General features: G+C 51.0%; 1 protein-coding gene. It reads left to right on the top strand.

What is annotated here, in order from left to right; translation table 11 throughout:
* The first annotated feature begins 135 nt into the window (after window positions 1-135).
* Window positions 136-23196, top strand: coding sequence for a cadherin domain-containing protein (locus tag ACNRUY_RS08850; RefSeq protein ID WP_488111290.1), 23061 nt, complete (start codon window positions 136-138; stop codon window positions 23194-23196).
* The last annotated feature ends 13 nt before the right edge of the window (window positions 23197-23209 follow it).

Here is a 23209-nt window from a genome sequence, read left to right as displayed (position 1 = left end):
CAGGGGCAGTTCAGGGTAAACAGTTATACCAGCAGTACCCAGAACTGGCCTGATACAGCCGGTCTTGCAGACGGTGGTTATGTGGTGGTCTGGCAGGGGCGGGGAGCAGATCAAACCGGCAACAATGGTGTGTACTTGCGCCAATACAGTGCCAATGGTGAAACCCTGTTAGAAACAGCGGTCAGCAATACCATTACCAGTGAACAGATTCATGCCAAAGTGTCTGCTCTCGCTGATGGTGGTTATGTGGTGAGCTGGTCATCCAACCATGATGGCTATTACGACGTTTATGCCCGGATTTTTAATGCCCAGGGTGAACCTCAGGGAGATGAGTTCCAGTTAAGCACACAATCGGCGACCCATGAATATACCTATGATGTGATCGGGCTTGACGATGGAGGTTTCATCAGTACCTGGCAAGCAGCTGAAGCTGATGGTGCCAGTAATGAAGTGTATGCCCGTCGTTATGACAGTGGTGGTGAAGCGGTTGGAGAGCCATTTAAAGTCAACGATTACATCGGTGATAGCCAGTACGCCTCTCAGCTTGAAGTACTGGCCGATGGCCGTGTAGCAGCGGTCTGGCATTCCTATAAAGAAGATGGCAGTGACTGGGGGGTATACGGCAAGCTGATGTCCATGGATGGTCTGGTCAAGGACAATGCCGCTGCTGATACTGCCGTGGGTAAGGTAAAGGTCGATGACCCGGATCTGGGCGATGAGCACCAGTTTGCTCTGGTCGATGACGCCGGTGGCCGCTTTACCATTGATGCCAATACCGGGGTGATTTCCGTTGCTGACCCTGACCTGATCGACTACTACGATACCAGCGCCCATGAGCTGTCCGTCAATGTGACAGACAGTGCCGGTAATACCCTGACCCAGACCTTCACTATTGATGTGGCTCCCAGCAACAGGGCTCCAGCCAGCTTAAGTCTTGGCCGGGTCGAAAGCGAAGAAATTACGGTTAACCAATATACCACTGGCAGTCAGGTGGATCCGGTAGTGACCGCTCTGGATAACGGTAACTTCATGACCGTCTGGACTAACCAGAATGCCACGGCTTCGAGCGGTGGTGATGGTAACAATTACTCAGTGAAAGCACGGGTGTTTGATGCCGATGGTCAACCGGTTGGTAATGAGTTTCAGATTAATGCCAATACGTCCAGTGCCCAACAGCAACCTTCGGTGACGACTTTGTCCAATGGTGATGTGCTGGTCACCTGGATCACTCACCATCCTGGAGCTTATCGGATTTACGGGCGTCGCTTTGATGAGGATGGCAATGCTCTAACCGGTGACTTCACCATGTACGAAGGCTCCGGGTCTCATCAATATCAGCCCGAAGTAACAGCTCTGGCAGATGGAGGCTACCTGACTACCTGGCATGATAACAGTCAGGATGGTAGTAGCAATGGTGTTTATGCCCAGCGGTTTGATGCTGACAATCAGGGTATGGGGCAATTCCGGGTTAATGATTACACCACCAATAGCCAGTATACCCCCGATGCTGTGGGCCTTGCCGATGGCAGTTATGTTATTGCATGGAATGGGCGGAACTCGGATCAAACGGGCGATGATGGTGTTTATCTGAAGCAATATAGCAGCAGTGGCGAAGTTATCGCTGATATTACCATTAGCAGCAATATTTCAGGTACACAATATGAGGTGCAGGTCAGTGCCTTGAAAAATGGAGGTTATGTTGCCAGTTGGTCCACGAGCCATGATGGGCAATACAACGTGTATGCACGGATCTTTGATGCCCAGGGGAATGCTCAGGGAGATGACTTTCTGGTCAGTGATATGGAATCAACAGGCTCCTATAACCGCTCAATTCTGGGGCTGGAAGACGGCGGTTTTCTGGTTAGTTGGACAACCTCAAATTCCGATGGTGCAGATAATGAAACCTATGCCCGTCGCTTTGATGCTAGTGGTGAGCCTGTTGGTGAGTCCTTTATGCTTAATGATTACATAGGCAGCAATCAGAATGACTCCAAACTGGAACAGCTTGCCGATGGTCGCATTGTTGGGGTTTGGGAGTCTAATGGGCTGGACGGTAATGGGTATGGCATCGCCGCGAAGGTGATCAGTCTGGAAGGGGCTGTTAAGGAAACGGCTGCTGCTGGTGCGGTAGTCGGACAAGTAAACGTTGATGACCCAGACCTTGCTGATAGCCATCAGTTTGCCCTGGTGGATGATGCCGGTGGGCGATTCATGATTGATGCAGATACAGGGGTTATCAGTGTCGCGAATCCAGTCCTGATTGATTATAGCGACGATACCAGTCATGACCTGTCTGTGAAAGTGACCGACAGTGCCGGTCATACCCTGACCCAGACGTTAACCATTGACGTTAGTCAGGATAATCAGGCACCAACCAGCATGAGCATGGTAATGGATGATGGAGACGAGTTTGCCCTGAATGTTTTCACTGTGGGTAGCCAGGTTGACCCGGTTATTACCGCTCTTGACAATGGGGGCTTTATGAGTGTCTGGACCAATCAGAATGCTTCTACCTCAACCGGTGGGGATGGCAGTAGTTACTCTATCAATGCCCGACTGTTCGATGCCGATGGTCAACCGCAAAGCAGCGAGTTCAGGATTAACCAGACTTCCACTAATGCCCAGCAAAACACGTCTATTACTAGTCTGACCAACGGTGATGTGCTTGTCACCTGGACTTCCAACCAATCTGGAGTTTACCTGGTCTACGGCCGTCGATATGACGATGAGGGTAATGCCCTTGGTAGCGAGTTTACTCTGTTTGAAAGTGCTGGCAGTGCTCAAGGAATATCAGAGGTGTCAGCACTGCCGGATGGTGGATATATTGTCAGCTGGCATGATGGATCACTTGATGGTAGCAGTTATGGTGTTTATGCCCAGCGTTTTGATAGCAATGATCAAGGGCTGGGACAGTTCCAGGTCAATCGATACTCAACAAATGACCAGTATTATCCTGATTCAGCTGGGCTGGCTGACGGTGGATACGTTGTCGTCTGGCACGGTCGAGGGGCTGACCAAACCGGTGATGAAGGGGTCTATCTGCGCCACTATAACGCCCAAGGTGAGACAGTGGTTGAAACCACTGTCAGTAGTACCCTTTCCAGTAGCCAGAGGAATGCCAAGGTTACGGCACTCACCAATGGTGATTATGTTGTCAGCTGGAATTCAAATCAGGAAGGCTATTACGATATTTATGCTCGAGTATTTAATGCTCAGGGTGAAGCTCAAGGGGACGAATTCCTGGTCAGTAGCCACTCGGACAATCATGAATATGCCACTGATATTATTGCCCTGGATGATGGCGGGTTTATGGCTAGCTGGAATATCAGTACCGGGGGGGATAATGAAGTTTATGCCAGGCGCTTCAATGCACAGGGAGAAGCGGCCGGAGAAACGTTCCAGTTAAATGATTATGTGGGCGGGCACCAGAGCAATGCCCAGCTGCAACTGATGCCTGATGGCAGGGTTGCTGCAGTTTGGCATTCCAATAACCAGGATGGCAGTAGTTACGGTATTTACGGCAAGATCATGGCCCTTGATGGGGTGGTTAAGGACAGTGCCGCGGCCGGTACTTCGGTTGGCCGTATTCAGGTGGATGATCCAGATATCAATGACGAGCACACCTTCCTGTTGACCGATAGTGCGGGAGGGCGCTTTACCATTGATGCCAGTACTGGGGCCATTTCTGTTGCCAACCCTGCCTTGATCAATTACAAGCAAAATGCCAGTCATGAGGTTTCCGTCCAAATCACTGATAGTGCGGGCCATACCCTGACTCAGACCTTTACCATTGATGTTGCTCCAAGCAGTCATGTACCGACTGGGCTGAGCCTTGAAATGGCAGACAGTGAAGAGTTTGCATTAAATACCTTTACGGCTGGTAGTCAGTATAATCCGGTAGTTGCTTCGCTGGCTAATGGTGGTTTTATCAGTGTTTGGGAAAACTCGAATACCAGTACCACAACGGGTGGTGACGGCAGTGGCTACTCCCTGAAAGCTCGCTTGTTTGATGCCGATGGCCAGCCCCAGGGAAGTGAGTTTACGGTTAACCAAAACACATCCAGTAACCAGCGCTACCCTTCGGTAACCACCCTCGCGGATGGTGATGCTTTGGTGACATGGTCTTCTCAACACGGTGGAAGTTACCGGATTTATGGGCGACGGTTCGATGAGAATGGTGTTGCCCAAACAGGTGATATTCAATTATTCGAAAGCAGTGGAAGTGATCAATATGTGCCTGAAGTCAGTGCACTTGAAGACGGTGGTTATATTGTCAGTTGGTATGACAGTTCTCAGGATGGCAGCAGTAGCGGTGTCTATGCTCAGCGCTTTGATTCAGACAATAATGGCTTAGGGCAGTTTAAAGTTAATGATTACACATCTGATGCTCAGAATATGCCGAATACCACAGGGCTGCCTGATGGTGGTTATGTCATAGTCTGGCGAGGCTATGGGGCAGATCAGACTGGGGATTATGGTGTGTATTTGCGTCAATTTAATGCAAACGGAGAGACTGTTAAGCAAGCGACGATTAGCAATACTTTAACATCTGGTCAATACGATCCCGTTGTAACATCGTTGCCGGGTGGAGGGTATGTTGTCAGCTGGGAGTCTGGGCACGAGGATGAAAAAGCGATTTATGCCCGTCAGTTTGATGCTGAAGGCGAACCTGTTGGTGAGGAGTTCCGTGTCAGTCCATTTTCAAGCAGTGTTTCTAATAAGGATATTATTGCTCTGGATGACGGTGGGTTTATAGCCTCCTGGAATACCCGCTATGCAGACGGCGCTGATTATGAGGCTTATGCTCACCGATTTAATGCAGAAGGTGAGGCTGTTGGCGAGGCTTTCCGGTTGAATGATTATATTGGCGGCGCGCAGAGTCAGCCGAACTTAACTCAGCTGGATGATGGTAGAGTTGTTGCTGCCTGGCAGTCCAGTGGGCAGGATGGTAGTGGTTATGGCATTTACGGCAAGGTGCTGGCACTGGATGGAATCGTAAAAGAAACGGCCGGTTCCGGGACAGCCGTGGGCATGGTAAAAGTAGATGACCCGGATCTTGATGACCAGCATACCTTCCTGTTAACGGACAATGCCGGTGGCCGCTTTGCCATTGATGCTAACACCGGTGTAATCAGTGTTGGCAACCCTGCCCTGATTGATTACAGCGAAGATGTTAGTCATGAAGTCTCGGTTCAGGTGACAGACAGTAAAGGCCATACCATTATCCAGACGTTTGCTATTGATGTTACGCCTAGTAATAGGGCACCAGCCAGTATGAGCCTGGAGATGATTCAGTCGGATGAATTTGCGTTGAGTATCCATACTGTTGATGACCAGCTGTCACCGGTCATCAGCTCACTGGATGATGGTGGCTTTATTACTATATGGACTAACGAGAATAGCAGTACTTCTGGAGGAGGCGATGGTAGTAATTATTCTGTGAAGGCACAGCGGTTTGATGCTGAGGGACAACCGGTAGGTAATGAATTCCTGATTAACCAGTCGACTACGCAATCACAGTCTCATCCCTCTGTTACCACCCTGAGTAATGGGGATGTACTGGTAACATGGCAATCTTACCAATCGGGTTCCAGCTGGCGTGTTTATGGTCGCCGGTTTGATAGTGAAGGGAATGCTTTGGGTGGTGAGTTCTCCTTGTTTGAGTCAGCTGGAGGTCATCAATACGACACAGATATTACAGCACTGGAAGATGGTGGTTATCTGGTTAGCTGGGAAGATAATTCACTGGATGGAGATAATTACGGGGTTTTTGCACAACGCTTTGATGCTGATGATCAGGGCTTAGGACAGTTCCGTGTTAACAGTTATACCAGTAGCACTCAGAATTCACCGGAGGCGGCAGGTTTAGCAGATGGTGGCTATGTTGTCGTTTGGGAAGGCCGTGGTGCTGATCAGGCTGGTGATAATGGCGTATACCTGCGGCAGTACAGTGCCAATGGTGAAACTCTGCTGGAAACGCCTGTAAGTAACACCATATCGGGTCATCAATCTTATGCCAGGGTATCAGCAATGGCCGACGGTGGTTATGTAGTGAGCTGGTCTTCAAACCATGATGGTTACTACGATGTTTATGCCCGGATCTTTAATGCCCAGGGTGAACCACAAGGTGATGAATTCCAGTTGAGCACCCAGTCAGCAGAAAATGATTATGCCTATGATGTGAATGGGCTGGATGATGGTGGCTTCATTTCAACCTGGAAGGCAAATAATGCTGATGGTGCCAGTGGGGAGATCTATGGCCGTCGCTACAATGCTGATGGTGAAGCGGTCGGTGATGCTTTTAAAGTAAATGATTATATCGGTGACAATCAGTTTGGTTCTGAGCTGACAGTACTGGCTGATGGTCGTGTCGCTGTAGTCTGGAGTTCGAATAAGCAAGATGGCAGTAATTATGGTGCTTACGGCAAGTTAATGACCCTGGATGGTCTGGTTAAAGACAATGCCATTGCTGATACTGCTGTTGGTCAGGTGAAAGTGGACGACCCGGATCTGGGGGATGAACATCAGTTTGCAATGGTAGATGATGCGGGTGGCCGTTTCACCATTGATGCCAATACCGGTGTGATCACTGTTGCGGATCCTGACCTGATTGATTACCACGAAGACACCCGTCATGAGTTGTCTGTAAAAGTGACTGACAGTGCCGGCCATACTCTGACCCAGGCCTTTACCATTGACGTAGCACCCAGCAACCGTGCACCGGCCAGCCTGACCATGGGGCGGGTCGAAAGTGATGAGTTTACTGTAAACCAGAACACCACTGGTAGCCAGGACCAGCCAGTGGTAACGGCTCTGGAAAATGGTGGCTTTATGAGTGTCTGGGTCAACCAGAATACCACGGCAGCTACTGGTGGGGATGGTAACAGTTACTCCGTGAAAGCCCGGGTGTTTGATGCAGATGGGCAGCCGGTGGGTAATGAATTTCTGGTCAATGCCAGCACAGCGAGTTCTCAGCAACACCCATCAGTCACCACACTTGCAAATGGCGATGTATTGGCGACCTGGGTTACCCATCACGGTGGGTCTTATCGCATTTATGGCCGTCGCTTTGATGAGGATGGTAATTCCCTGACCGGTGAATTCACTATGTATGAGGGGTCTGGTTCTCACCAGTATCAGCCTGAAATAACTGCGCTATCCGATGGTGGTTATCTGGCTGCATGGCATGATAGCGATTTAGATGGTAGCTATAGCGGTGTTTTCGCCCAGCGGTTTGATGCCAATGATCAGGGTATGGGACAGTTCCGGGTCAATGATTATACAACTAATGGTCAGCATACGCCGGATGTCGCAGGATTATCAGACGGTGGTTTTGTTGTGGCTTGGAATGGTCGGGGGGCCGATCAGGCCGATGAGGATGGTGTTTATCTGAGGCAATACAACAGTAACGGGGAAACCATTGCTGAAAGTGTGATCAGCAGCAGTATATCGGGGACACAGAACCATGTGCAGGTGAGTGCCCTGGTAGAGGGCGGCTATGTTGCCAGTTGGGTGTCTAACCATGATGGTAATTATCAGGTTTACGCCCGAATTTTCAATGACGAGGGAGAAGCCACTGGTGATGAGTTCCTGGTGAATGATCAGGCCGCCGTGGAGAGCTGGAATAAATCCATTCTGGCACTGGATGACGGCGGCTTTATGGTGAGCTGGACAGTAAATCATACTGATGGTGCCGATTTTGAAACCTACGCCCGTCGTTTTGATGTCAATGGTGACCCGGTAGGTGAGCAGTTTATGCTCAATGACTACATGGGCAGCCACCAGAATAACTCTCAGCTGGCACAGTTGGTGGACGGCCGGGTGGTCGGTGTTTGGAACTCTAATGGTCTGGATGGCAGTGGTTATGGTATTGGCGGCAAGGTAATCGCCCTTGAAGGAACCGTTAAGGAAACAGCTGCTGCCGGAACCGCTGTTGGCCAGGTGGAGGTGGATGACCCGGATATGGGAGACACCCATCAGTTTGCCCTGACCAATAACGCCGGTGGCCGGTTTATGATCGATTCCGATACCGGCGTTATCAGTGTTGCTAACCCGAACCTGATTAATTATCGGTTGAACACCAGTCATGAAGTCTCTGTGCAAGTGACCGACAGTGCCGGTCATACGCTGACGCAGACCATGACCATTGACGTTGCAAGGGGTAATCAGGCGCCTGTTGGGATAAGTCTGGGCATGGTGGACAGTGATGAGTTTTCGCTGCATACCTACACCACGGGTGATCAGGTCTATCCAGTGGTGACCGGGCTGGATAATGGTGGCTTTATCAGTGTCTGGACCAACCGCAATGCCACAGCTTCCACTGGCGGTGATGGCAGTAGTTATTCTGTGAAAGCAAGGCTGTTTGATGCAGATGGGCAACCTGTGGGTGGGGAATTTCTGGTGAACCAGAATACCAGCAGTACCCAGCGTTACCCATCGGTCACCACGCTGGCCGATGGCGATGTGTTGATGACATGGTCTTCTGCTCACAGCGGTTCTTATCGAGTCTATGGGCGTCGGTTTGATGAAAACGGGGTGGCCCAGACCAATGACTTTGTTCTGTTTGAAAGCAGTGGGTCTGCTGAATACTGGCCGGAAGTCAGTGCCCTGGAAGATGGCGGGTATATTGTCAGTTGGTATGACTCCAGCCTTGATGGCAGTAGTAACGGCATTTATGCCCAGCGTTTTGATGCGGAGAATAATGGCCTTGGCCAGTTCCAGGTGAATCGGTATACCGCCGACAGTCAGCATTATCCAGACACGGCAGGGCTTGCTGATGGCGGTTATGTCGTCGTCTGGATGGGGCGCGGTGAAGGCCAGACCAATAACTACGGGGTTTATCTGAGACAGTACAGTGCGGATGGTGAGACTCTGGTTGAAACCACAGTCAACAATACGTTGACCAATGACCAGATTGACCCGGAAGTCGTCGCACTGGCTGATGGAGGGTATGTGGTCAGTTGGTCATCCAATCATGACGGTTATTATGATGTTTATGCCCGGGTATATGATGCCGGGGGTGAACCGGTCGGAGATGAGTTCCAGATCAGCAGCCAGGCCTCTGACCATGAATACAATAATGACATTATTGCGTTGGACGACGGCGGATTTATGGTTACCTGGCATGCTAATGATGAGAATGCCAGTAATGAGGTGTACGCCCGCCGTTACCATTCGGATGGGGAGGCTGCGGGAGAAAGTTTCCGGTTAAATGATTATATGGGAGGAAATCAGACGTTTCCTCAGTTGGCAGCATTGGCAGATGGTCGGGTAGTGGCTGCCTGGCATTCAGAGGGGCAGGATGGCAGTGGTTTTGGAACTTACGGCAAGGTGCTGACACTGGACGGGTTGGTTAAAGACAGTGCTGGCTCAGGGACCCCGGTGGGGCAGGTAAAAGTGGATGACCCTGACCTTGAAGACCAGCATATGTTCCTGCTCACTGATAATGCTGGTGGACGCTTTGCCATTGATGCCAATACCGGTGTGATCACGGTTGCCAATCCAAATCTGATTGATTATGGCGACGGCACAAGCCATGAGGTATCGGTTCAGGTCAGTGACAGTGTTGGTAATACGTTTAGTCAGACGCTTACCATTGATGTAGCTCCGGGCAACCGGGCCCCTGCCGGTATCAGTCTGGAAATGGTTGAGAGTGAAGAGTTTGCCCTGCATACCTACACCACGGGTTCCCAGCTGAACCCAATGATCACCTCCCTTGAAAATGGCGGCTTCTTCTCGGTTTGGACCAACCATAATGCCACTGCTTCTACGGGGGGCGATGGCAGCAGTTATTCCATCAAGGCCAGGCTTTTTAATGCCGATGGCCAGCCCACAGGCAATGAGTTTCAAGTGAATGTGGGAACTTCCAGCACTCAATATCAACCCTCAGTCACCACCCTGGCCAATGGCGATGTCATGGTGACCTGGACATCCTATCATCCGGGAGCCTATCGAGTTTACGGGCGTCGTTTTGATGAGGATGGCAATGCGCTGGGAGGTGAAATAGCTCTGTTTGAAAGTTCCGGTACCCACCAGTATCAGCCTGAAATTACGGCTTTAGCGGACGGGGGCTATCTGACCACCTGGCATGATGCGAGCCTTGATGGCAGCGGTCACGGTGTATTTGCTCAGCGGTTTGATGCCAATGACCAGGGGCAGGGACAGTTCCGTGTTAACCGTTATACCAGTAGTACCCAGAGTGACCCGGATACTGCCGGATTGTCTGATGGTGGTTATGTGGTGGTGTGGCATGGTTATGGTACTGGCCAGACAGGAGATTATGGTGTCTACCTCCGTCACTACAGTGCTGATGGTTCGACCCTGGTGGAAATGCCTGTCAGTAACACCATTGCCAGTGACCAGGCTTACCCGAAAATCACGGCTACGGATGATGGTGGTTATGTGGTGAGCTGGTCTTCGAAGAATGGCGGTTATTACGATGTTTATGCCCGTCAATTCAATGCCCAGGGTGAACCGCAAGGGAATGAATTCCAGATTACCTCTCAATCCGGTGAGCACGAGTATGCCAGAGAAGTTATTTCATTAAGCGACGGCGGCTTTATGGTCAGCTGGTATGCCAGTAATGCTGACGGTGCTGGTGATGAGGTCTATGCCCGTCGTTATAATGCGGATGGCGAAGCTATGGGAGTTGCTTTCCGGCTGAATGATGAAATCAGGTCTGACCAGGAGAACGCCCAGCTTGAACAGCTGGCCGATGGCCGGGTAGCCGCCGTCTGGCACTCCGCCACCGGGGATGGCAACGGCTGGGGTGTCTACGGAAAAATATTGTCACTGGATGGCACGGTTAATGACAATGCCGGGGCTGGAGTAGCCGTTGGCAAGGTGAAAGTGGATGATCCTGATTTTGGGGATGAGCACCAGTTCCTGTTGACCGATAGTGCGGGCGGTCGCTTTACCATTGATGCCAATACCGGTGTGATTACCATCGCAAACCCTGCGTTGATTAATTACAGCGATGACTCCAGCCATGAGTTGACGGTTCAGGTAACAGACAGTGCAGGCCATACCTTCTCCGAGACAGTGACCATTGATGTTGCTCAGGGCAACAAGGCACCGGTCAGCTTAAGTCTGTCGATGGTGGAGTCCGATGAGTTTGCCCTGCACACCTTTGCATCCGGTGATCAGGTGCATCCGGATGTTACCGCACTGGATAATGGTGGGTTCCTGACAGTCTGGACCAATCGTAATGCCACTGCCTCTACGGGCGGAGATGGTAGCAGTTATTCCATCAAAGCTCAGTTATTTAATGCGGATGGTCAGCCCCAGGGCAGTGAGTTTCTGATTAACCAGAACACGTCCAGTACCCAGCGTTATACCACGACCACCACATTAAGTAACGGTGATGTGCTGGTGACCTGGTCTTCCCATCATGGTGGCGCCTACCGGGTTTATGGAAGGCGGTTTGATGAAAATGGTGCAGCGCAAACCGATGATATGGCTCTGTTTGAAAGCAGTGGCAGCCATGAATACTGGCCAGACATCAGTGCTTTGGAGGATGGAGGTTATGTGGTCAGCTGGTATGACTCAAGCCTGGATGGCAGCAGTAATGGTATTTTTGCCCAGCGCTTTAATGCGGACGATGAAGGGCAGGGCCAGGTTCAGGTAAACCGCTATACAAGCGGTTCTCAAGCCTGGCCCAACACAGCAGGCCTGGCTGACGGTGGCTACGTTATTGCCTGGCATGGGCCCGGTGCTGACCAGACTGGTAATGATGGGGTTTATATCCGGCAATACAGTGCCGACGGTGAAACCATCGTTGAAACCACAGTCAGTAATACGATTACCAGCAGCCAGCAGAACGCAACCGTCACAGCGCTTGCGGATGGCGGTTATGTGGTGAGTTGGTCATCCAATCATGTTGGTTATTACGATGTGTATGGGCGAACCTTTGATTCAAAAGGTGAACCTGTTGGCGATGAATTTAAAATCAGCAGCCAGTCCTCTGACCATGAATACAATAAAGATATTATTGCGTTGGACGACGGTGGGTTTATGGTTACCTGGCATGCCAGTGTAGCCGGTGGCAACAGCTACGAGGTATATGCACGCCGCTATAATGCCGATGGCGAGGCCATTGGAGACAGTTTCCAGCTCAACGAGTACATGGATAATAGTCAGGAATGGCCAAAACTGGAAACATTGGCTGATGGTCGCATAGCCGCTGTCTGGCACTCATACAACCAGGATGGCAATGGCTGGGGTGTATACGGCAAGGTGCTGGCACTGGATGGCATGGTTAAGGACAGTGCGGGTGCTGGCACAGCCGTGGGTCGGGTCGAGGTCAATGACCCGGATATGAATGATGAGCACCTGTTCCTGCTGGAAGACAGTGCGGGTGGACGTTTTGCCATCGATGCCAACACCGGTGTGATCAGTGTTGCTAATCCAGCCTTGATTGACTATGGCGAAGATACCAGCCATGACTTGTCTGTAAAAGTGACAGACAGTGCTGGTAATACCCTGACGCAAACCCTGACCATTGATGTGGCACCCAGCAATCGGGCTCCGGCCAGCCTGAGCCTGGCCATTTCTGAAGGAGAAGAGTTTGCGCTTCATACCGCTACCACTGGAGATCAGGTGGAGCCAGTAGTGACCGCTCTGGAAAACGGCGGCTTCCTGTCTGTCTGGACCAACAGAAATGCTACGGCTTCCACTGGCGGTGATGGCAGCAGTTATTCCGTCAAAGCCAGAGTATTTGATGCTGATGGGCAACCCCAGGGCAATGAGTTTCAGATCAATCAGGGCGTGACCTATACCCAGCAGAGCCCTTCGGTAACCACTCTGACGAATGGTGAGGTGCTGGTGACATGGACTTCTAGCCAGTCAGGGAGCTATCGAATTTATGGAAGGCGTTACGATGAAGATGGCAATGCTCTGAGCAATGAGTTTACTTTGTTTGAAAGTGCAGGCACCCAACAGTATCAACCTGAGGTAACAGCCTTGGCCGATGGGGGGTATCTAGCCACATGGTACGACACCAGTCTGGATGGCAGTAGTCACGGTGTATTTGCGCAGCGTTTTAATGCCAGTGATGAGGGGCAGGGACAATTCAGAGTTAACCGTTATACCTCAAACGCCCAGGACTCTTCTGATGCAGCAGGACTTGCTGGTGGTGGCTATGTTGTTGTCTGGAAAGGGCGTGGGGCGGATCAGACCAGTGATGATGGTGTTTATTTACGCCAGTACAGTGCAGATGGTGAAACCCTGGTTGAAATGACAGTTAGTAACTCTGTGGCCAGTACGCAGAACAATGCCAAAGTGACAGCTCTTGTTGATGGCGGCTATGTAGTCAGCTGGTCGTCCTATCATGATGGCTACTACGATGTCTATGCCCGGCAGTTTAATGTTCACGGCGAGCCTCAGGGGGATGAATTCCAGATCAGTACCCAGGACGCAGGCCATGATTACAGTACAGATGTTATTGCGCTGGATGATGGCGGGTTTATCGCTACCTGGCAAGCTGCAAATGCTGATGGCAGTGGTAATGAAGCCTATGCTCGCCGTTATGATTCAGAAGGTGAGGCTGCTGGTGAGCCATTCCGGTTAAATGATGTCAGTGGCAATAATCAGTATGCTTCTCAGCTTCAGGTGCTGGCGGATGGTCGGGTGGTGGCTGTCTGGCAGTCCAGTGGTCAGGATGGGAGTGGCTACGGTGTTTACGGCAAGGTGCTGGCTCTGGATGGCTTGCTGAAAGAAGGGGCTGGGGCTGGAACAGAAGTAGGCAAGGTGCTGGTGGATGATCCGGATATGGGGGATGAACATCAGTTCCTGTTGGTGGATGATGCTGATGGACGTTTTGCCATTGATGCTGATACCGGGGTAATTACTCTGGCTGACCCTGACCAGATTGATCACAGCGAAGATCCTCGACATGAATTAAGTGTCAAGGTTACTGACAGCGCCGGACACACCCTGACACAGACCCTCACTATTGAAGTCGCTCCCAGTAGCCATGCCCCCACAGGCCTCAGCCTGGAAACGGTGGCTGGTGATGAGTTTGTCATTAATTACAATAAAACCGGCAGCCAGACGGATCCTGTCATTACTTACCTTGAGGACGGTGGTTTCATCACCATCTGGGTGAACCAGAATGCCACCGCATCGACGGGCGGTGATGGCAGTAACTACTCTCTGAAAGCCCAGCGCTTTGATGCCAATGGGGACAAGCTTGGGTATGAATTTCAGGTTAACCAGACGACATATCACCACCAACTCCAGCCTTCTACAACGACATTAGCCAATGGTGATGTGCTGGTGACATGGAGTTCGTTACAGAATAACAGTACCTATCGAGTTTATGGTCGTCGCTTTGATGCGGATGGTAATGCCCAGGGGGATGAAATCACCCTGTTTGAAAGTGCGGGCAGTAGTCAGTATCAAAGTGAGGTTAGTGCCCTTGAGGATGGGGGATACATTGTCAGTTGGCACGATAACAGCCAGGATGGTAGTAGCAATGGTGTTTATGCTCAGCGGTTTAATGCTGATGATGAAGGATCTGGGCAGTTCCGGGTTAATAGTTATACGACCAATAGCCAATCAGATCCTGATACTGCTGGCTTGTCTGATGGGGGCTATGTCATTGTCTGGCAAGGTCGTGGAGCAGATCAGACCGGTGACGATGGCGTTTATCTTCGCCAGTACAGTGCTGACGGTGAAACACTGCTTGAGACAACGGTCAGCAATACCCTCTCCAGTACTCAGAATCGGCCCAAAGTAGCTGATCTTGCCGATGGCGGCTATGTTGTCAGCTGGTCGTCCTACCATGATGGCTATTACGATGTTTATGCAAGGATCTTTAATGACCAGGGTCAGCCTGTAGGTGATGAATTCCAGATTAGCCATCACTCCGCTGACCATGACTATACCACCGATATTATTACACTGGATGACGGCGGCTTTATGGTGAGCTGGTTTACCGGTGATGCGGATGGGGCAAACCATGAAGCTTATGGAAGACGCTATACCGCTGATGGTGAAGCGGCTGGGGACGCCTTCCGGATAAACGATTATATCAACAGCCATCAGTATAATGCCCAGCTTCAGCAACTGGCTGATGGCAAGGTGGCTGCGGTATGGCAGTCCAATAACCAGGACGGTAGTGGTTACGGCATCTATGGCCGGCTGCTATCGCTGGATACGGTAGTGAAAGATAATGCAGCCGCTGACACAGTGGTTGGCAGAGTGAAAGTGGATGATCCTGATCTGGATGACCAGCACCAGTTTGTACTGGTGGATGATGCCGATGGACGCTTTGCTATTGATGCGGATACCGGGGTGATTACTCTGGCAGATCCTGGCCAGATTGATTACTCCGAAGACACCAGCCATGACCTTTCTATTAAGGTAACGGACAGCAGCGGACACACGCTGACTCAGACATTAACTATCGATGTAGCTCCCAGTAACCAGGCACCGACCAGTATGAGCCTGGAAAGAGTGGAGTCGGACGCCTTTGCGTTGCATACCTTCACCTCCGGGGGGCAGGTTCACCCGGTTATTACTGCTTTGGACGACGGTGGGTTTATTTCTGTCTGGACGAACAGAAATGGCAGTGCTTCTACGGGTGGGGATGGCAGTAATTATTCAGTAAAAGCCCAGCGGTTTGATGCCGATGGGCAGCCTGCAGGAAATGAGTTCCAGATTAATCAGTCCACTTATCACCATCAATATCAGCCTTCAGTAACCACCTTAACCAATGGCGATGTGCTGGTGACCTGGACCTCTTATCAGAATAATGCCAACTATCGGGTCTACGGCCGCCGCTTTGATGATGAAGGCAATGCCCTCAGTGGTGAGTTCACGTTGTTTGAAGGAGCTGGCAGCCATCAGTATGAAACGGATGTTACTGCCCTGGAAGATGGCGGTTATCTGGTCAGCTGGCAGGACTCTTCGCTGGATGGAGATAATTATGGGGTCTTTGCTCAGCGATTTAATGGAGATGATGAAGGTCAGGGGCAGTTCAGGGTAAACAGTTATACCAGCAGTACCCAGAACTGGCCTGATACAGCCGGTCTTGCAGACGGTGGTTATGTGGTGGTCTGGCAGGGGCGGGGAGCAGATCAAACCGGCAACAATGGTGTGTACTTGCGCCAATACAGTGCCAATGGTGAAACCCTGTTAGAAACAGCGGTCAGCAATACCATTACCAGTGAACAGATTCATGCCAAAGTGTCTGCTCTCGCTGATGGTGGTTATGTGGTGAGCTGGTCATCCAACCATGATGGCTATTACGACGTTTATGCCCGGGTATTTAATGCTCAGGGTGAGCCTCAGGGAGATGAGTTTCAGTTAAGCACACAATCGGCAATTCATGAGTATACCTATGACGTGATAGGACTGGACGACGGTGGGTTTATTTCGACCTGGTACTCCAATGCTGATGGTGCCAGTAATGAAGTGTATGCCCGTCGTTATGACAGTGGTGGTGAAGCGGTTGGAGAGCCATTTAAAGTCAACGATTACATCGGTGATAACCAGTACGCCTCTCAGCTTGAAGTACTGGCCGATGGCCGTGTAGCAGCGGTCTGGCATTCTTATAAAGAGGATGGCAGTGACTGGGGCGTGTACGGCAAGTTAATGACCCTGGATGGCCTGGTTAAAGACAATGCTGTTGCCGATACCGCCGTTGGCCAGGTGAAAGTTGATGATCCGGATCTGGGCGATGAGCACCAGTTTGCCATGGTCGATGATGCCGGTGGCCGCTTTACCATTAATGCGGATACCGGTGTGATTACGGTTGCCGATCCTGACCTGATTGATTACCAGGAAGACACCAGCCATGAGCTGTCAGTGAAAGTGACTGACAGCGCCGGGAACACCCTTACCCAGACCTTTACTATCGATGTAGCCCCCAGTAACCGGGCCCCGGCCAGCCTGAGTCTTGGGCGGGTGGAAAGTGATGAGTTTGCCGTCAATCAGAATACAACGGGCAACCAGACAGAACCGCTCACAACGGCACTGGAGAGTGGTGGCTTTATGAGTGTCTGGACTAATCAGAATGCTACGGCTTCGACTGGAGGGGATGGTAATGGTTATTCAGTTAAAGCCAGGTTGTTTGATGCAGATGGCCAGCCTGTGGGTGATGAGTTTCAGGTTAATGCGAATACTTCCAGCCACCAGCAGCATCCTTCGGTGACAACGCTTTCCAACGGTGATGTGCTGGTGACCTGGATTACTCACCACCCTGGCGCGTATCGAATTTATGGGCGCCGTTTTGATGAGGATGGCAATGCACTCACCAGTGACTTCACTATGTATGAGGGCTCTGGTTCTCACCAGTACCAGCCAGAAGTGACAGCATTGTCTGATGGTGGTTATCTGACCACTTGGCATGATGCCAGTCAGGATGGCAGTAATAATGGCGTGTATGCCCAGCGGTTTGATGCCAATGATCAGGGTATGGGGCAGTTCAAAGTCAATGATTATACCTCGGTGCATCAGGATAGCCCAGATGCGGCAGGGCTTTCGAACGGCGGGTATGTGATTGTCTGGGACGGAACCAATTCGGATCAAACAAGTGATGATGGCGTTTATCTGAGGCAATACAATGCTAATGGTGAAACGGTATTTGAGGCAACAGTTAGTACTACGATCTCTGGAACTCAGTATGGGGCAAAAGTTTCAGCTCTGGCTGATGGGGGGTATGTAGTTAGCTGGCGATCCAATCACGATGGCAGCTACAAGCTTTATGGAAGAGTGTTTAATGAGGAGGGGGAAGCGCAAGGGGAAGAGTTCCTTGTTGATGAACAGGCCTCTTATGTTAATTCAGTCCTGGGCTTAGAGGATGGAGGCTTCCTGGCCAGCTGGTATACACCTTCTGATTCAGATGGAGCAGGACACGAGGTGTATGCCCGTCGTTATGATGCCAGCGGTGATGCGGTGGGGGATGCCTTTATGCTCAGTGATTACATGGGCAGCCACCAGTATAACGCCGACTTGCAGCAACTGGCCGATGGCCGCATAGTTTCTGTCTGGCAGTCCAATGGATCCGATGGCAATGGATATGGCATTGCCGGTAAGGTCATCTCCCTTGAAGGTGTCGTAAGCGATACAACGGTAGCAGGAACTGCCGTGGGTCAGGTGGAAGTGGACGACCCGGATATGGGCGACACTCACCAGTTTGTTCTGGTGGACGACGCAGGTGGCCGGTTCGCGATTGATGCAGATACGGGGGTTATCACAGTTGTTGACCCTGACCTGCTTGATTATACCGAAGCCAGCAGTCATGACCTTTCAGTGAAAGTGACCGACAGTGCCGGGCATACCCTGACCCAGACATTGACCATTGATGTGGCGAAAGGGAATCAGGCACCTTCGGCTATGAGTCTGGTGATGGCAGAGGAGGAAGAGTTTGCCCTGCATACCTACACATCAGGCGATCAAACATGGCCGGTAATCACTGCTCTTGATGATGGTGGTTTCCTCACTGTTTGGGTGAATCAGAATGGTAGTGCATCAGCGGGTGGTGATGGCAGTAACTACTCTGTTAAGGCCCAGCGATTTGGTGCTGATGGACAGCCCGCAGGTGAAGAATTCCAGATTAATCAGTCAACTCATTCTCATCAGTACCAGCCATCAGTCACTACGTTAACGAATGGAGAGGTTCTGGTCACTTGGACCTCCTATCAAAATAACAGCAACTATAGAGTGTATGGCCGTCGCTATGATGAAGAAGGTAATGCCCTTACTGGCGAGATAACGCTGTTTGAATCGGCGGGCAGCCATCAGTATGAGACTGAGGTGACGGCTCTTGCGGATGGTGGTTATCTGGTCAGCTGGCATGACTCTTCTCTTGATGGCAGTAACTACGGTGTTTTTGCACAGCGCTTTGATGCCAGTGACGAAGGCCTTGGTCAATTCAGGGTCAATAGTTATACGTCGAGTCATCAGTACCATCCGGACACAGCCGGACTGGCCGATGGCGGTTATGTGGTGGTCTGGTATGGCTATGGAGAGGATCAAACCGGCGATAGAGGTGTCTACCTTCGTCATTACAGTGCCGATGGTGAATCACTTGTTGAAACAACGGTAACGAACACCATTACCAGCGAACAAACTAACCCGAAGGTGACTGCCCTGGCCGATGGGGGATATGTCATTAGCTGGGCTTCCAATCATGATGGTTATTATGATGTGTACGCCCGGATATTCAATGCCCAGGGCGAGCCTGTGGGCGATGAATTCCAGGTCAGTGTTCAGTCATCCGAGCATGATTATAACTACGGTATCGTTGCGCTGGACGATGGTGGATTTATCAGCAGTTGGCAGGCCACCAATGTGGATGGTGCAAGCCATGAAGTGTATGCCCGCCGTTATGATGCCCAGGGCGAAGCAGCCGGGGAGGCCTTTAAGGTTAATGATTATATTGGAGAGAACCAATACGCCTCTGAGATGGATGTTCTTTCTGATGGACGTGTGGCTACCGTCTGGCACTCTTATAAACAGGACGGCAGTGGCTGGGGTGTCTATGGCAAGGTAATGGCTCTGGATGGTCTGGTGAAAGACAGCGCCGGGGCCGATACTGCTGTTGGTCGGGTGAAGGTGGATGATGCTGATATTGGCGATGAGCACCAGTTTGTTCTGGAAGATGATGCGGATGGGCGCTTTACCATTGATGCGGATACCGGTGTGATTCGGGTCGCTGACCCTGACCTGATTGATTATAAAGACAGTACCCAGCATGAATTGACAGTGAAAGTGACCGATTCTGGCGGCAATACCCTAACCCAGACGTTTACTGTGGATGTTGCTCCGGGTAACCGGTCACCAGTCAGCCTGAAAATGGTCAGTGCTGAAAGTGATGAGTTTGCCCTGCATGAATATACCGCCAGTGGCCAGATTGATCCGGTCGTGACTGCGCTGGATAACGGCCATTTTCTTACTGTCTGGACGCATCAGGATGCAGAGCTTGCCGATGGCGGGGATGGCAGTGGCTATGCCATCAAGGCAAGACTGCATGATAGCAATGGCCAGCCCCTGGGGGATGAGTTTTATATTAACCAGTACACCGGGGGCAATCAGGAGATGCCCACTGTCACTACTTTAAATAGTGGTGATGTGCTGGTTTCCTGGAGAACCTACAAGGATGGAAAGTACTCTGTTTCCGGGCGTCGCTTCAATGAAGAGGGGGTTGCTGAAACGGATGAGTTTGCTCTCTTTGAAACCATTGGTGGCACCCAGAACCAGCCAGAGGTGACGGCTCTGGCTGATGGGGGATACCTGGTCAACTGGTATGACACCAGTCTTGATGGCAGTTCTCATGGGATCTTTGCCCAGCGCTTTGATAGTGATAACAATGGAACCGGGCAATTCCAGGTCAACAGTTACTCCGTTAATAGCCAGTTCACCCCTGATGCGACCGGATTGCCCGACGGGGATTATGTGGTGGTCTGGAACGGTCGCGGAGAAGGCCAGGCCAGTGATGACGGGGTGTATCTGCGCCATTACAGTGCCGATGGGGAAACCCTGGTTGAAACCGCGGTCAATAACAGCACCTGGGGGACTCAGAATGATGTGCAGGTAAATACCCTGCCTGATGGAGGCTACCTGATTAGCTGGATCTCCAATCACAGTGGCGAAAAGGCGGTTTATGGACGACGTTATGATACAGAGGGTCAGGCTCTGACCGATGAGTTCCAGATTTCGCCATTTGAGTACAACAATGTCAGCAACCATAAGGTCACCGGTTTGGACGACGGCGGGTTTGTGGTCAGCTGGACATCCACTGCGGATGCTGGAGAAGAGGCTCAAGTCTTTGCCCGTCGCTTTGATGCTTCCTTTATATCGGAGGTTGAATACAGTGGTAGCGATGGAGCTTTGGTGGATACAGGCTCTATTGAGCTGGGAGGCGACACCAGTAACCGTATAGAGCTGGATACCCGGTTGGAAGGGTATGATGCCTTTACTTTCCAGATGGAGTACACCTCTACCGGTTCTCATTCAGGTGGGATGGAAAATGTATTCGGGGCTCCGATCAGTTCAATGGATAACCTGCTCAATGTTTTTGTGAACAACAGTGATGGCTCTCTTGGCATGAATCTGTTTGGTTCGGATGTCACTTTTGCCAACTCACCCGATATGCATGATGGTCAAACTCATAACATTACATTTAGCTGGGATAGTGCCACTGGGGAAATGCAGGCGTTTGATAATGGTGTTCTGTTCTCTACCCAGACAGTGAAGCAGGGAAGCGTTATGAGTGCAGGAGGTTATGCCATCATTGGTCAGGAACAGGATGCTTATGGTGGTGGTTTTGATGGTAGTCAGGCAACCAATAACGTGTCTCTTGGTCATGTGACCATGGCTTATGAAAAAGTGACTCAGGCGGATATTGAAACAGGACAAGACCTCAAAGACCTGAGCAATGAGCTGGCTTTTGATATTCGGGTTGAAAATAACGAGATTGTCGATGCCAGCGACTCCGCCAGCAGCCTCACGATTGCAGGCAGTATCTCCCACCAACGCAATTTTGAGTTTGTTCCTGAAGAGGGCTTTAGTGGTGATGCTGAAGTAACCGTTACGACCAGCGATGGCCAGACAACATCCACGTCAGTGGTAACCTACACGGTCCCTGAAAACAGTGATGAAACTGTGTCGTATTCCGCAGACGAACTGCAGGCGCTGTCTGAGATAGCATCTGGAGAACCCTTTATCCTGAATGATCATCTGGCAGATAGTCAGACCATTTCTGACCTGACATTGCTGCAGGATGGGCGAATTGCCGCGGTCTGGCAATCCCAAGGCCAGGATGGAAGCAGTACCGGTGTCTACGGCAAGGTGTTCTCTGTGGATGGTTTGGCTAAAGACAGTGCGGTAGATGGAACGGCTGTGGGACGTGTGGCGGTTGAGGATTCGGATCTGGGAGATAAGGCGCATGAGTTTGAACTGGTTGATGATGCAGGTGGACGCTTTAGTATTGATGCGGCTACGGGGGTGATCACCATAGCAGACTCCAGCCTGATCGACGCCAGAGAGAACAGTAGCCACGATATAACGGTCAAAGTGACAGATCCTGCCGGTAATGTGGTTACAGAAACCATGACCCTTTCGGTTGCTGCCAGCCACTTTGACTCTGCAGCCCCTGAGTCAACCATTTTGGAAGCCCTTTATGACCCGTCAATTCGTCAGTTGGCATTGGAGGGTACTGGATTTTATGACATTCTGGATCTTCAGCACTCGGCGGAAACCACCGATCTGGTCGATGTACTGGACTGGAGCAAACTCAGCTACAACATCAATGGTTCGCAGTCGGTCAGCTTGAGCAAGAGTGACATTCAAAGCGCCAGGGTCTGGGACAATAACCGTATTGTGATTGAGTTGAGCACCAGCAAGGCAGAGCAAATTTCCAACAGCACCGGGGGGAATTTCAACAACGATACGATCTCCGTTGCGGCAGGGTTTATCCGTGACCTTGCGGGTAACCCGGCAACAACCGATGAGCTGGTGGATGGCAGTGTGACCGAATCTGACCTCAAGGTTCCTGAACTGACCACCGCTATGGCTTCGGATAATGAACTGACCTTAAGCTTCTCTGAGGCGCTGGAAGGGGAGCCTGGTAATAATGAATTTATTATCAAAGTGGGTGGTAGCAGCCGGATTGTCAGTGATGTAACGGTTAATGGGCAGGACGTGACCGTGTCCTTCACGGGGGATGCCCTGACTGGGGATGAACAGCTGGAGTTCAGTTATCGGGGAACCAGTCTGGAAGACGCGGCAGGAAACCCTGTGAACAGTATCAGTGAACACCCTGCCGGCTACAGTTACAGCTCTTCCCAGGGGGCAGGTACTTTGATTGGTGGCGAAGGCGATGACCTCTTCTTTATCAATCATGATGGAACACTCACTGGTAACGAGGGGGCCGATACGTTTGATCTGAATCACCTTGGCACGGCGTCAGAACCCGCTGAAACCACTATTACCGACTTCAATATGGATGAGGGGGATGTGCTGGATATCCGGGATCTGCTAGTGGGTGAGGAAAATAATGACCTGACCGATTACCTCCATTTTGACCAGGCCAATACCACGGACCCAATCCTGGAAATTCGGGATACGCCCAATGGTGATGTCAAGCATAAGGTCAACCTCCACGGAATCGATCTCTCCATTTATGGCAACAGTGATGCGGACATCATTAACGGCCTGCTGAACGACGGTAACCTGAGAACCGATGAATAACGACTGTGCCCGA

This window comes from Endozoicomonas sp. Z74 (assembly GCF_057680865.1).
Note: the sequence above shows the minus strand (reverse complement) of the source record. Positions and strands in the feature narration are given on the sequence as shown.